The organism is Actinokineospora alba, assembly GCF_004362515.1.
In the GTDB taxonomy this organism is placed as follows: domain Bacteria; phylum Actinomycetota; class Actinomycetes; order Mycobacteriales; family Pseudonocardiaceae; genus Actinokineospora; species Actinokineospora alba.
The window spans coordinates 145,561-158,908 of the sequence record NZ_SNXU01000001.1 but is presented as its reverse complement, the minus strand read 5'-3'; the positions used below and the strand labels follow the sequence as shown (position 1 = coordinate 158,908).

10 protein-coding genes are annotated in these 13,348 nt (G+C 71.2%); 8 read left to right on the top strand and 2 right to left on the bottom strand.

The window, feature by feature from the left end:
* The first annotated feature begins 4 nt into the window (after positions 1–4).
* The 5 genes from C8E96_RS00725 to C8E96_RS00705 all read left to right on the top strand — a co-directional run bounded on the left by C8E96_RS00725 (position 5) and on the right by C8E96_RS00705 (position 7,242).
* Complete coding sequence (locus C8E96_RS00725) at positions 5–1,300, top strand: FAD-dependent oxidoreductase (RefSeq protein ID WP_091370818.1); 1,296 nt, start codon at positions 5–7, stop codon at positions 1,298–1,300.
* Between the two features lie 132 nt (positions 1,301–1,432).
* Positions 1,433–2,386: a lysyl oxidase family protein gene (locus C8E96_RS00720; RefSeq protein WP_091370819.1), complete on the top strand. Its 954-nt coding sequence runs from the start codon at positions 1,433–1,435 to the stop codon at positions 2,384–2,386.
* 166 nt (positions 2,387–2,552) lie between these two features.
* A complete protein-coding gene (gene shbA, locus C8E96_RS00715; RefSeq protein ID WP_091371392.1) occupies positions 2,553–3,128 on the top strand; it encodes an RNA polymerase sigma factor ShbA in 576 nt (191 codons plus the stop codon).
* Positions 3,125–3,991, top strand: coding sequence for a hypothetical protein (locus C8E96_RS00710; RefSeq protein ID WP_091370821.1), 867 nt, complete (start codon positions 3,125–3,127; stop codon positions 3,989–3,991). The genes shbA and C8E96_RS00710 overlap by 4 nt, the downstream gene beginning before the upstream one ends.
* 104 nt (positions 3,992–4,095) lie before the next feature.
* Complete coding sequence (locus C8E96_RS00705) at positions 4,096–7,242, top strand: M36 family metallopeptidase (RefSeq protein WP_091370823.1); 3,147 nt, start codon at positions 4,096–4,098, stop codon at positions 7,240–7,242.
* Between the two features lie 129 nt (positions 7,243–7,371).
* On the opposite strand, the gene C8E96_RS00700 is transcribed toward C8E96_RS00705, so the two are convergent.
* Positions 7,372–9,294 (bottom strand): DUF2339 domain-containing protein, encoded by a 1,923-nt coding sequence (locus tag C8E96_RS00700; protein ID WP_091370825.1) that lies wholly within the window; start codon positions 9,292–9,294, stop codon positions 7,372–7,374.
* Positions 9,295–9,410: 116 nt separating this feature from the next.
* On the bottom strand, positions 9,411–10,112 hold the full coding sequence (locus tag C8E96_RS00695) for an IclR family transcriptional regulator (RefSeq protein ID WP_176926721.1): 702 nt from the start codon (positions 10,110–10,112) through the stop codon (positions 9,411–9,413).
* A 64-nt stretch (positions 10,113–10,176) separates the two neighbouring features.
* Between C8E96_RS00695 and leuC the strand changes: the two genes are divergently transcribed.
* The 3 genes from leuC (at position 10,177) to C8E96_RS00680 (ending at position 13,189) form a co-directional block, all read left to right on the top strand.
* Positions 10,177–11,580, top strand: a complete 1,404-nt coding sequence (leuC, locus tag C8E96_RS00690; RefSeq protein ID WP_091370828.1) for a 3-isopropylmalate dehydratase large subunit — start codon at positions 10,177–10,179, stop codon at positions 11,578–11,580.
* Between the two features lie 15 nt (positions 11,581–11,595).
* The gene (gene leuD / locus C8E96_RS00685) at positions 11,596–12,198 is read left to right on the top strand and encodes a 3-isopropylmalate dehydratase small subunit (protein WP_091370829.1); all 603 of its coding nucleotides are present in this window, start codon (positions 11,596–11,598) and stop codon (positions 12,196–12,198) included.
* Between the two features lie 238 nt (positions 12,199–12,436).
* Positions 12,437–13,189 (top strand): HU family DNA-binding protein, encoded by a 753-nt coding sequence (locus C8E96_RS00680; RefSeq protein ID WP_091370831.1) that lies wholly within the window; start codon positions 12,437–12,439, stop codon positions 13,187–13,189.
* The last annotated feature ends 159 nt before the right edge of the window (positions 13,190–13,348 follow it).

Below are 13,348 nucleotides of genomic sequence, written 5' to 3'. Positions count from 1 at the left end.
ACCGATGACCGCGACAGCACGGCACGCGGTGGTGATCGGTGGCGGGATCTGCGGACTGGCGACGTCGCATCGCCTGGCGCGGGCCGGAATGCGGGTGACCCTGCTGGAAGGCAGCGACCAGCTCGGCGGGCTCGGCACCTTCTTCCCGTGGCGCGACCGCTGGGTGGAGCGCTTCTACCACTGCGTCATGCCCACCGACGACAACCTGTTGGGGCTGCTCGGCGAACTCGGCCTGCGGGACGCGATCCGGTGGCGCCCGACCCGGATGGGCATGATCGTCGACGGCGCGCACCACCCGTTCAACTCGGCGCTGGACCTCCTGCGGTTCCGTCCGCTCGGCCCGCTCGACCGGATCCGGTTCGGTGCGATCTCGCTGCTGTTGCGGCGGCTGGGCAAGGGCCGCGACCTCGACACCACCCGGACCGAGGACTGGCTGCGCGGGCTGTACGGCGACAAGGTGTGGGAGGACCTGCTCGCGCCGATGTTCGGCTCGAAGTTCGGTCCGTCCTTCGGAAACGTGCCCGCGCTCTACCTGTGGCAGCGGCTGGGCCGGGAGCGCAACGTCGCCACCCGCGGCTATCCCGAAGGCGGCTACAAGTCGCTCATCGACGGGTTGCGGACGTCGATCGAGTCCCACGGCGGGACGGTGCGCACGTCGGTCCCGGTGCGGCAGGTGTCCGCCGAGGGCGACCGGGCGCGGATCACGCTGGCGGACAACGAGATCCTCGAAGCGGACCACCTCGTGTCCACTGTGTCCCTGCCACTGCTGCGCGGTCTAGCCGACGCCGACCTGGCCGCGCGGCTGCCGGGGCTGCGGCTGCCGTACCAGGGTGTGGTGAACGCGCTGTTCTTCCTGCGCAGGCCACTGACCGGGCACTACTGGACGCCGGTGCTGCGTTCCGGGACCGACTTCGACGGCGTGATCGAGATGTCGGAGCTGGCGGGCGTCGAGGCCTACGGCGGCAGGCACCTGGTGTACGCCATGCGCTACACCGACCGGGAATCCGCGCTGTACCGCGAGGACGGCGACGCGATCGCGGCCAGGTGGGCCGGGCAGTTGGTGGACCTCTACGCGGGGATCGGCCTGACCGCCGAGGACATCGAGGACGTCCAGGTGTTCAAGGCGCCCTTCGTGGAGCCGGTGTACCCGCTGGGGTTCCTCACCCACCAGCCGCCGATCGAGGTCGCCGAAACCCCGCTGCTGCTGGCCACCACGGCACATGTCTATCCGGAGGTCACCAGTTGGAACTCCAGTGTCGGGCTCGCCAACCGGGTGGCCGGAATCCTGACCAACGCGTGATGACCCGCGCACGTCCGGCTCTTCTTTCCCCATCGATCGAGTGAATCTGGCTTGTCCTCTGTAGACCGTTCGTCGCGGCCGTCGCTAGGGTCGAGCGTTGCTGATCAAGATCGCTGGACGGACGTGAAACACATGATCAGGACGTATGCGGCACTGGCCGCCGCGGTGATGGCGGCGGCGGTTCTGGCGCCATCGGCTCAGGCGGGCGCGATGGCCGAGACGATGGTCCCGGATCTGCGTCAGGGCCCGGTCGGCTGTCCTGGTGGTTTCGCGGGTGATCCCGCGACCTGCACCGACTGGGATGTCTGCCTGGTCGAGGACCCCGGTGCTCCCAAGGGGCGCTGCATCGGGTATTTCGGGAAGGCCAAGGCGGTCCGGTTGCGGTTCACCACCTCGGTGGACAACGTCGGCGACGGTCCGATGCTGCTCTTCAGCCACCGCGACAGCGTCGACCAGCCGCTGATGTCGGTGCGCCAGGCCTTCCAGGTCGGTCCGGGCGGACCGCTCCCGAAGAGCTACGGCCAAGCGCAGGCCTGGACCCCGGCGACGGCGTACTACGAGCCCGCGGAGTCGCACCACCACTGGCACCTCAACGGCTTCGACCGTTTCCAGCTGCGCGACCACCTGGGTGCGACGGTGGTGAGCGACCGGAAGAACGGTTTCTGCTTGGGCGACCGCTACGTCACCAAGGACGCCGACAGCCTGGCCCAGACCCCGCGCGACGACACCAGCGAGACGGGCCGCCTCGCCAAGTACCTCCGCGAGAACTACTGCGCCATGCACCAGCCCTCCGCTTTGGACGTGACCCAGGGGATCTCGGTCGGCGCGGGCGACGAGTACGAGTACCGCATCGGCTACCAGTGGCTGGACATCACCCATGTGCCGTCCGGCACCTACGACCTGGTCCACACGGTGAACGAGGACCGCGGCCTGATCGAGAAGGACTACACCAACAACTCGTCGTCGATCGCCATCTCCATCCAGTGGCCCCCCGCCACCTCCGACACGGCGGGCGCGATCACCGGCGCGCCGGAAGTCAAGCTCCTGCGCAGCTGCCCCGGCGAGTCACACTGCCTGGCCCACTGATGTAGGTCAGTGGGCCGCGAGCCAAGACCAGATCGGGTCGCGAGTCAAGGCCAGGTAACCCACCCGAGCCGCGCCGGCGGGCCGGCGCCATGTCAGAGTGACCTGTCGGCCCGGCCGTCGTTGTCCCCCTGAGTCCGGCGATCCCGGCAGGCGGAGGGGCGTGGCGATGGCGGAGGTCGACAGCGACACCGTGCGGTCGGCGGTGCGCGGTGATTCGCGGGCCGAGGCCGCGCTGCTCGCCGCCATCCGACCGGGCATCCTGCGCTACTGCTGGGCGCGGCTGGGGGCGTCGGGCCGGGGTTATGCCTCGCCGGACGACGTGGCGCAGGAGGTGTGCCTCGCGGTCTTCCAGTCGTTGCGCCGCTACCAGGACCGCGGGCTGCCGTTCACCGCGTACGTCTACGCCATCGCCGCCCGAAAGGTCGCCGACGCCCACCGCGCGGCCATGAAGGCGTCCTCGGTGTTTCCGTTCGACCGGGTGCCCGAGCCCGCCGACGAGGCGCCCGGCCCGGAGCGGCACGCGTTGTCGGCGGATCTGTTCCAGCGGGTCGCCGGGATGCTCCATCATCTTTCGGACACCCAACGTGAGATCATCACGCTTCGAATCGCCGCCGGGTTGTCCGCGGAGGAGGTCGGGGCGGTGTTGGGAATGACGCCTGCCGCCGTGCGCATGGCACAGTCCAGGGCGCTCGCGCGCCTGCGGGAGTGGACGCGGGATCCGGCCGACGAGGTGGTGGCATGACCGACGACCGGCTCGCCATCGACCTCGCCCGCCTCGCCGCGGACGACGACCTGCTCGACCGCATCGGCCGTGGCGATCCCGTAGCGGACGCCGCCGACCCGATCGCCCTGCTCGCGGAGTGGCGCGCGGCCCTCCCGGACCGACCCGGATCAGGGACCGCCGCCGACGACTCGATGACGCCGCCCGCGGTCTCGGAGCCGTCCCCGCCTTATGTGCCGCACGTCGGCACGCTCGAACCGTTGCTGTCCGCCGAGCAGCCCGTGCCGGGGGAGACCACGGCGTTCCTCGAGTCCCCGGTCGTGGCGCCCGCTGCCCGACCCCGCAAGAGCGCGCCCCCGGCCGCGAAGCCGCGAAGCGCCGGTCGGGTCGTGCGCTGGCTGGCCGCCGCCGCGGCCGTCATCGCGGCGGGCGTCGGGGTCGTCTCCCTCACCGGCGGCCAGACCGGCGGGCCGTCCGCGCCGACGGCCCCGGCCGGGCCCAACCGGGTCGCCATCGCCGCCGCCGAACAGGTTCTCGGGGACGCGCGGGGATCCATCGAACGCCGCGACCTGCGGTCCGCGCGAGCCCTTCTCGACCGGGCGGGCGAACTCATCGACGAGGTCCGCGACCCGGTGGAGGAGCGGCGCCTGCGGGCCGAGATGGAGCGGCTGCGCGCCCTCGCGGTCGAGCCATCGCCCACGTCCACGACGTCCACCGCGGTCACGACCCGACCCGCGCAGGCGGTGCTCCCGACCACGTCGGTCGTCCCGGTCACGGCGGGCGGTCCGGCCAAACCACCGCAGGTCACCACGACCACGCCCAGCGTGCGCACCAGGCCAGGGCTGCCGACCTTGCTACCCAGCGTGATTCCGACTTTCCGATAGCGTTACGACAAATGGCGTAATTCCGCTCCTCCGCTGTTGCGCCCAGGGCATCCGGCCGATTCACGTCCGATCGGATCCCCTGCTCGTGCACGTGAGGAGCAATCATGCGTGTCCGTCCGCTACTAGCGGCCGCGCTGGCCGTCGCCACCACAGTGGCGCTCGTTCCAGCGGCCAACTCGGTCACCGTCGACCCGGCGGCGCCCCCAGGCGAGGGCGTCGACGTGCGCCGCGCCACCGACGTCACCCCCACCGGGGAACAACTCGCCGCCGCCAACCGGTTGGCCACCCAGGCGGGCAGTGGCACGCGCGTCACGTGGGATCCGAGATTCGGGACGCCACGCACCATCCGGCGCGACGGCGGCTGGCTGACCGGGCCGGCGACCGGCGCCGCCGCGGTCATCGCGAGGTCCTTCGTGGACAGTCACCGCGCCGCGTTCGGGCTCGGCTCGGCCGAGGTGGCGGGCCTGGCCGTCGTGCGCGAGCACGAACTGGCGGGCACCGGCACCCGGCTGGTCACCTTCGCCCAGACCTTCGAGGGAGTGCGGGCCGCCCGAGGCGGCCACCTCGTCGTCGCCGTCACCGCCGACGGTCGGGTGCTGTCCTACGCAGGCGCGACCGCCCGCGGCGGCGAGCTGCGCGGCGACTACCGGCTCAGCTCCGCGCAGGCATTGCAGGGTGTCGCCGCCGCACTCGCGCCCGGAGTCGCCTTCACCGCGACGAGCGCGGGTGAGCGCGCCGGCTTCCAGACCTTCGTCAAGGGACCGTTCGCCGCCGAGTCCTACGTCCAGCGGGCAGCCTTCCCCACCGCTGACGGCGCCCGGCCCGCCTACCGGGTCCTGTTCGTCAAGGCGCTCGACGCCGCGTGGGACACCATGGTCGACGCGGAGACCGGCGCCGTGCTCTACCGCGCGAACCTTGTCGCGCACGAGTCCGAGGGCACCGTCTACGAGAACCACCCCGGCGCCGCGCGCGGCGGGAACCCCGTCATCAAGCCCTTCGGCCCCACCCCGCAGTCGCCCGCGGGTTGGGTGGATCCGACCGGGCTTGCGGGCCTGCCGGGCCCGACGACATTCGGCAACAACGCCAACACCTACGCCAACTACTCCAACTTCCTCGTCCCCGCCGACCAGGGCCCGCGCCCGGTGAGCCCGACTTCCCAGTTCAACTACGCCTACGCGGCGAACTGGGCCCGCACCAATGGCGCGATCGTCCCGCCGAGCTACGCGCTCGACCTGGATCCGGCCGCCACCAACCTGTTCTTCCACCACAACCGCATCCACGACGAGTTCGCCGAACTCGGCTTCACCGAGTCCGCGGGCAACTTCCAGGTCAACAACAACGGCAACGGCGGGCAGGGCGGCGACCCGATCATCGGCCTGGTGCACGCGGGCGCCGCCTCCGGTGGCGCGCCGACCTACACCGGCCGGGACAACGCCTACATGCTCACGCTGCCCGACGGGATCCCGCCGTGGAGCGGGATGTTCCTGTGGGAGCCGATCAACGACGCCTTCGAGGGCCCGTACACCGACGGCAACTTCGACGCGTCGGTCATCGAGCACGAGTACGCCCACGGTCTGTCCAACCGGTACGTCAGCGGCGAGGACAACTCGCTCAACGCCCACCAGTCCGGCTCGATGGGCGAGGGCTGGGGCGACTGGTACGCGCTGAACTACCTCTACGGCAAGGGACTGGCGAGCAAGGCCGTCGTCGGCGAGTACGCCACCGGCAACGGCGAGCGCGGCATCCGCAACTGGGACTACGACCGCAACCCGACGACCTTCGGCGACATCGGCTACGACCTCGGCGGTCCGGAGGTGCACTCGGACGGCGAGATCTGGACGACCATCCTGTGGGACGTGCGCAAGTCCCTCGTCGCGAAATTCGGTGAGGCGCAAGGCGGGGAGATGACCGCCCGGATCGTCACCGACGCGATGCCGCTGTCCCCGCCCGACCCGTCCTTCGTGGACATGCGTGACGCCATGCGGACCGCGCTGGACAACCGCTACCACTCGCGGTCGGACTACGACACCGTCGTCGACCTCGTCTTCGGCGCCTTCGCCCAGCGGGGACTCGGCGTCGGCGCGGCGACCGACGGCGGCGAGGACACCGATCCCGTGCCGTCGTTCACGCACCTCGACCCGGCCCGCAACGGCACCTTGACCGGCACCGTCGTCAACGCCGCCACCGGTTCGCCCGTGGTGGGCGCGAAGATCGTGCTCGGCCGGTTCGAGGCCAGGGTGACCCCGCTGCGCACCACCTCGGCCACCGGAGCGTTCTCCGCCCCGGTGACCGCGGGCCGCTACCCGGTGACGATCTCCGCCCCCGGGTTCGGCACGCAGACCTTCGACGACGTCGCGGTCGGCGCGGGTGCGATCACCGCGCGGAAGTTCACCCTGAGCCCGAACCTGGCCTCGACGGCGATGGGCGCGACCGTGGTCGACAGCACCACGCCGGGCGCGGAGAACCTGCTCGACGACACCGCGGGCAGCACCTGGAAGTCCGCTCCGCGCACCGGGAAGGCGACCGTCAAGCTGGCCAAGACGGCCCCGGTCTCGGCGATCCAGGTCAGCGCGTTCACCACGTCGCGCTTCGAGGCCCTGCGCGGGTTCACCTTGCAGACCTCGACCGACGGCGTGAACTGGAAGACCGTGCGGACCGAGTCCGCGGCGTTCGGCTACCAGGCCCCGCGGCCCACCGCCCCGGACCTGAACTACCGGACGTTCACCTTCGACAAGCCCGTGCAGGCGCAGTACATCCGCTTCTGGACCGACTCGGCACAGGGCGAGACGAAGACGGTCGTGCAGACCGCCGAAGTGCAGGTGTTCTCCGGCAAGGTCAAGGGAATCGACCCGCTCCCGCCGCTCCCGCCGGACGAGCCGGTCACCGACACCGGCACCATCGTGGCGGCCAACCCGTCCACCGGGACGGCGCCGACCGGTGTCACCGCCACGGCCCTCACGACGGCGTGCGGTGTGCCCGCCGCACCCGCGCAGGGCGCCGACGGCTGGGTGACCGAGGTGCCTGCGAGCTTCGGCGACGGCGCGCACAACGTCGAGGTCAAGGGCGATTCACCCGCCCCGTACGACCTCGACCTGTATTTCTACGACGCCGCCTGCCAGCCCACCGGGTCCGCCGCGTCTTCCTCGGCGGACGAGTCGGGCACGCTGCCCAGCGGCACCCGCTACGTCCTGACCCAGCTCTGGCTCGGCGCCGCGGTGCCGATCACGCTGACCGCGACGGACACCCAGTAGGACAGCGTCGGTGGCCGCGAATCCTTTCGCGGCCACCGGCCGTCCCGGGAGAAAGGTGCTCCACACCGGCCAGTGCGGCGCGTCTCGCACTACGACATCCGGCCGATCTACGGCGAAACCCCCGTGCGGCTACGGACCTTGCTCTTGCGGTCGGGCGGCGGCGGCGACCAGCCGGGCATAGCGGGTGCCCGCGGCGAGCAGGATCAGGCCCGCGCAGAGGAAGACGGCGACCCGCGCCATGCCGTCGAGCGCCGACAGGTCGAACAGGATCAGCTTGACGACGGCCGCGCCCACCAGCACCAGGCCGATGATCCGCAGCGCGGGCACGTTGATCCCGCGCACGAGCAGCACCAGGGCCGCCGCGGTCCACGAGACCGTGATGAGCACGTGCCCGACGAGGAATCCCGTCCGGCCCGGGAACACCAGCAGCGACGCGGTCAGCACCACTCCCGCCGCCCCATAGAGCGCCAGGAATCCGGCGAACACCCAGGGCGGCATGGTCGTCCCCGGGGCGCCGAGCTTGCCCAACCGTGCGGCCGTCCACGGCAGCGCCACGGAGACGGCGAGGATCAGCGCGGCGACAAGGCAGGCGCCTGCGAGCCTGCCCGACGTCCACGGGCGGAACTCGGCGATCATCGTGGGCGGGAAGTCGGTGCTCCACGCGAGCAGGCCGCCGACCACGGCGAACGCGAGGCCCCCGGCGAGCGCGAAGTCCTTGCGCACGCGCCACGCCACCAGGGTGAGCAGCAGCGCCTCCGCGAGGAGGACCGCGGTGCGGGCGGTGCCGTCGAACTGGGTGACCGTCGCCTGGAAGGCCGCCACCATCGCGGCGATGCCCGCCAGCTGTCCGGCCGTCCCACGCAGGGCCACGCACACCCCCAGCAGGACCACAGCGGCGCCCGCGGCCAGCAGGACGGCCTGGGACTTCGGCAGGAACAGCGCGGCGATCAGCGTCGGCGCGGCCGCGAGGGCCAGCAGGGTCAGCGCGGCCGGGTCCGCCGGGCGGCGGCGGGTCGCGAGCACGGCCAGCCCGACGCCGACCACACCCGCGCCCACCGCGGCCGCTGTGTTGGTCCAGGAACCAGGCTTCGCCAACGCGAAGGTGCTCGCCGCGGACGCCAGCAGCGGCGGGATCCCGGCACCCCAGACCATCGGGGTCCACTCCTTGCCGAGCTGAACCGGGGTGGTCGCCAACTGGACCGCCAACAGGAATGTCACCAGCGTCGGCGTGAACCCTTGGGTGATGAGGGGTGCGCACACCGCGCAGCCGAGGACCACTGCAGTGCCTAGCAACGCCGAATCCCAGTGCGTGGCCAGTCGCAGGCCGCCGACCACGATGGCCAGCGCGACGCCCAAGCCGACGACGACGGGCAGGTACTCGTAGAGGGTCGTGGCCGCGATGGTGTCCAGGTAGAGCACGGCGATGCCGGTCGCGGCGAGGGCGAAGGCCCCGGTGCGGCCCGCCGGATCGCGGTGCAGGCGCAGGCCGACCGCGACCAGCGCGAGGCCGAACCCGGCGCCGACGAGGACCCGGGGGAGCGGTCCGAGCCAGCCGCGCTGGATCGCCAGCACGAGCAGCAGCACGATCCCGAGAAGCGTGACGGCGCCGCCGATCCAGGCCAGCAGCCTGCTCCCGGCGCCCTCCTTGCCCAGCTTCTCGCCGAGCGACTCCCGGCGGACCGGCGCGGGTGCGGGCCACCTCGGCGGCTGCCCCATGGCGGGCATCGGCTGAACCATCGGCGGCGACGGCCAGGCGTACCCGGGCGGCGGGGTCTGTCCCACCTGTCCCATGGGCGCCTGTGGCCACACCGGTGCGGCGTACGGCATCGGACCGGCCGCGGCCACCGGTTCGCCCGACGGCTGCCAGGGCTGTGCCTGCTGTGGCTGCTGCGCCGACTGTGTTGTCGGCGATGGCGGCGGCGTTGTCGGCACTGTCGGCTGGGCGGCAGACGTGTGGAGCGTCCGCAGTTCCGCGCCGACCAGGGTCAGGCGGCGCCCAAGTTCGTCGATCTCCTCGGCGAGACGCGCGAGTGCGGTTCTCTCGGCTGGCATGCGCTGAGAATGGCCTGGCTCGACCCGAAAGAGATCCGTAGCACTACTCAGCCGCGATGACGATTGCGTCTCGTTGTGTGCCGCCCGACACACGCTGCCGGGCGGCACACAACCGACTACAGCCGGTTTTGCAAGGCGTCCGCGGCGGCGAGGAGGTCCGCCGCCCAGCGTGCGCCCGGCCTGCGTCCCATCCGGTCGATGGGGCCGGAGACCGACACCGCGGCCACGACCGTGCCCGTGGCGTCGCGGACCGGGGCGGAAACACTGGCCACACCGGGTTCCCGCTCGGCGACGCTCTGCGCCCACCCGCGCCTGCGGACCTCGAGCAGGGCGCGCTCGCCGTACACCGCGTCGGCCAGGAGGCTGCGCTGCGTGGCGGGATCCGCCCACGCGGCAAGCACCTTCGCGCCCGACCCGGCGGTCATCGGCAGGCGGGTCCCGACGGGAACGGTGTCACGCAGCCCGCTCTGCGGCTCCGCCGAGCACACGCAGATGCGGTGCAGGCCGTCGCGGCGGTAGAGCTGGACGCTCTCGCCGGTCCGGTCGCGTAATCTCGGTAACACCGCGGTGGCCGCGTCGAGCAGCGGGTCGGTCGCGCCGCCCGCCAGCTCGCCGAGCGCCGCTCCCGGCCGCCACCGACCGTCAGAACCCCTGCGCAGCAGGCGATGCACTTCAAGGCCGACCGCCAGGCGATGGGCCGTGGCCCTGGGCAGTCCGGTCTTGGTGCACAGCTCCGCCAACCCGCAGGGCTCTTTCGCAACGGCCTGCAGTACGGCCATTGCCTTGTCCAGAACCCCGATGCCGCTATGCTGTCCCACAACTCGATACTACGTTCCCGTTATATGGGAAGTCCAGTCCGTGGGAAGTTGATGGTGATGAGCGATGGCTAAGACGCTCGCCGAAAAGGTTTGGGACCAGCATGTGGTGCGCCGTGGCGACGGCGCCGAACCTGACCTGCTCTACATCGACCTGCACCTCATTCACGAGGTGACCAGTCCGCAGGCGTTCGACGGTCTGCGGCTGGCCGGTCGGCCGGTGCGCAGGCCCGATCTGACCATCGCCACCGAGGACCACAACGTGCCAACGATTGGGATCGACCTCCCAATCGCTGATCCGGTGTCACGCACCCAGGTCGAGACGCTCCGCCGCAACTGCGCGGAGTTCGGCGTGCGGCTGCACCCGATGGGCGATGTCGAGCAGGGCATCGTGCACGTCGTCGGCCCGCAGCTCGGCCTCACCCAGCCCGGCATGACCGTGGTGTGCGGCGACAGCCACACCTCCACGCACGGCGCGTTCGGCGCGCTGGCCTTCGGCATCGGCACGTCCGAGGTCGAACACGTGATGGCGACCCAGACCCTGCCGCTGCGTCCATTCAAGACGATGGCGATCACCGTGAACGGTGAGCTGCGCCACGGTGTCACCGCGAAGGACGTGATCCTCGCGGTGATCGCCCAGATCGGCACCGGCGGCGGCCAGGGCTACGTCCTGGAGTACCGCGGCAGCGCCATCGAGACGCTGTCGATGGAAGCCCGGATGACGGTCTGCAACATGTCCATCGAGGCGGGTGCCCGCGCGGGCATGATCGCGCCCGACGACACGACTTTCGAGTACCTCAAGGGCCGTCCGCACGCCCCCCAGGGCGAGGACTGGGACGCCGCCGTCGCCGCCTGGCGCGAACTGCGCACCGACGACGACGCCGTCTTCGACGAGGAAATCGTCATCGACGCCGACTCGCTCGCGCCGTTCGTGACGTGGGGCACCAACCCCGGCCAGGGTCTGCCGCTCACCGCGAGCGTCCCGAACCCGGCCGACATCGCCGACGAGAACGAGCGCGTCGCCGCCGAAAAGGCGCTGACGTACATGGACCTCATCCCCGGCACGCCGCTGCGCGACATCCACGTCGACACGGTGTTCCTGGGCTCCTGCACCAACGGCCGCATCGAGGACCTGCGGGCGGCGGCGGACATCATCCGCGGCCACCACGTGGCCGAGAACGTGCGGATGCTCGTGGTGCCCGGCTCGATGCGGGTGCGCGCGCAGGCCGAATCCGAAGGCCTGGACAAGGTCTTCCTCGACGCGGGCGCCGAGTGGCGGCAGGCGGGCTGCTCGATGTGCCTGGGCATGAACCCCGACCAGCTCGCCCCCGGCGAGCGCAGCGCGTCGACGTCGAACCGCAACTTCGAGGGCAGGCAGGGCAAGGGCGGCCGCACCCACCTGGTGTCCCCGCTCGTCGCCGCCGCCACCGCGGTCCGCGGCACCCTGTCCACCCCCGACGACCTGAACTGAGGACGGAGAAACACCATGGAGCCGTTCACCACCCACACCGGCGTCGGGGTGCCGCTGCGCCGGTCCAACGTGGACACCGACCAGATCATCCCGGCCGTCTACCTCAAGCGGGTCACCCGGACCGGTTTCGAGGACGGCCTGTTCGCCGCCTGGCGCGCCGACGAGCAGTTCATCCTGAACCAGGAGCCCTACCGGGCGGGCAGTGTCCTGGTCGCCGGACCGGACTTCGGCACCGGATCCTCCCGCGAGCACGCGGTCTGGGCCCTGTCGAACTACGGGTTCCGGGTCGTCATCTCGTCGCGGTTCGCCGACATCTTCCGCGGCAACGCGGGCAAGCAGGGCCTGGTGGCCGCCCAGTGCGAGCAGTCTGATATCGAGCTGCTCTGGAAGATCCTCGAGGCCGAGCCGGGCACCGAGGTCACGGTGGACCTGGTCGAGAAGACCGTCCGGGCAAAGGACTTCACCGCCCCGTTCTTCGTGGACGACTACACCCGCTGGCGGCTGCTCGAAGGGCTCGACGACATCGCCCTGACCCTGCGCCACGAGGCCGCCGTGACCGAGTTCGAGCAGGCCAGGCCCAAGTGGAAGCCGGTCACCACACCCCTCGCCGCCCCCTGATCCACTCCCGGATTCCCTTCCCGCAAGGGGTATCCGAGGACCACAATCCAGCCGCCGACTTTCAGCGCGACGCACCCGATTTCGCCGATTTCGACCCCCCAGAGGGCCGAACATCGCACGATGCAAGGAAAAATCGGGCGCGTCGCGTGGAAATTACGCGCCTATAGGCATACGGTGGCCTGAAGTCGGCCAAATTGGGCCGTTAACGGCAGTGTGGTCTCAAACGGAGGACTGAAGGGTGAACAAGGCCCAACTCATCGAGGCGTTGTCCGAGCGTCTTGGCGACAAGAAGGCCGCAGGCGCTGCGGTCGACGGTCTCGTCGACGTGATCGTTCGTACGGTCAACAAGGGCGAGAAGGTCAACATCACCGGCTTCGGCGTGTTCGAGAAGCGCGCTCGCGCTGCCCGCACCGCGCGCAACCCTCGCACCGGCGAGACGGTGAAGGTGAAGAAGACCAACGTTCCCGCGTTCCGCGCGGGCACGATGTTCAAGGAGGTCGTGAGCGGGACGAAGAAGCTGCCCAAGGTGGCGGCCACTCGTCCGGCGGCAGCGGCGGCCAAGGCCCCCGCGGCTCGCGGTACCGCGACGGCGACCCGGACCACCCGGGCGGCGGCGGGCACCACGGCACGTCCCACGGCAACGCGTAGCACCACCACGCGAACCCGCGCGGCAGCGGCGAAGCCCGCGGCGGCCCCCAAGGCCACCACGGCTCGCGCGACCACCAGGGCCACGGCGGCGAAGACCACCGCGGCGAAGACGACGGCCGCCAAGGCGGCCCCGAAGGCAGCGGCGAAGACCACCGCGGCCAAGACGACCGCGGCGAAGTCCACGGCCACCAAGGCGGCCCCCAAGGCAGCGGCGAAGACCACCGCGGCCAAGAAGCCGGCAGCGGCCAAGGCCACCACCGCCAAGAAGACGACCGCGGCGAAGACCACCGCGGCCAAGGCGACGGCGAAGGCCACCCCGGCCAAGCGGGCAGCCAAGAAGTAGTCAGCTAGGCACATCGCGAGAACCCCGCACGCTTCTCCCGTGCGGGGTTCTCGCTGTAATGTGGCGCCGCCTTCGGCGGCGCGGCTCGGTCGCTTTGATGGTGACGTTTCGGGGGTCCCGCACGAACACTGCCAACTTCGATGGCGTGTTCGTGCGGGA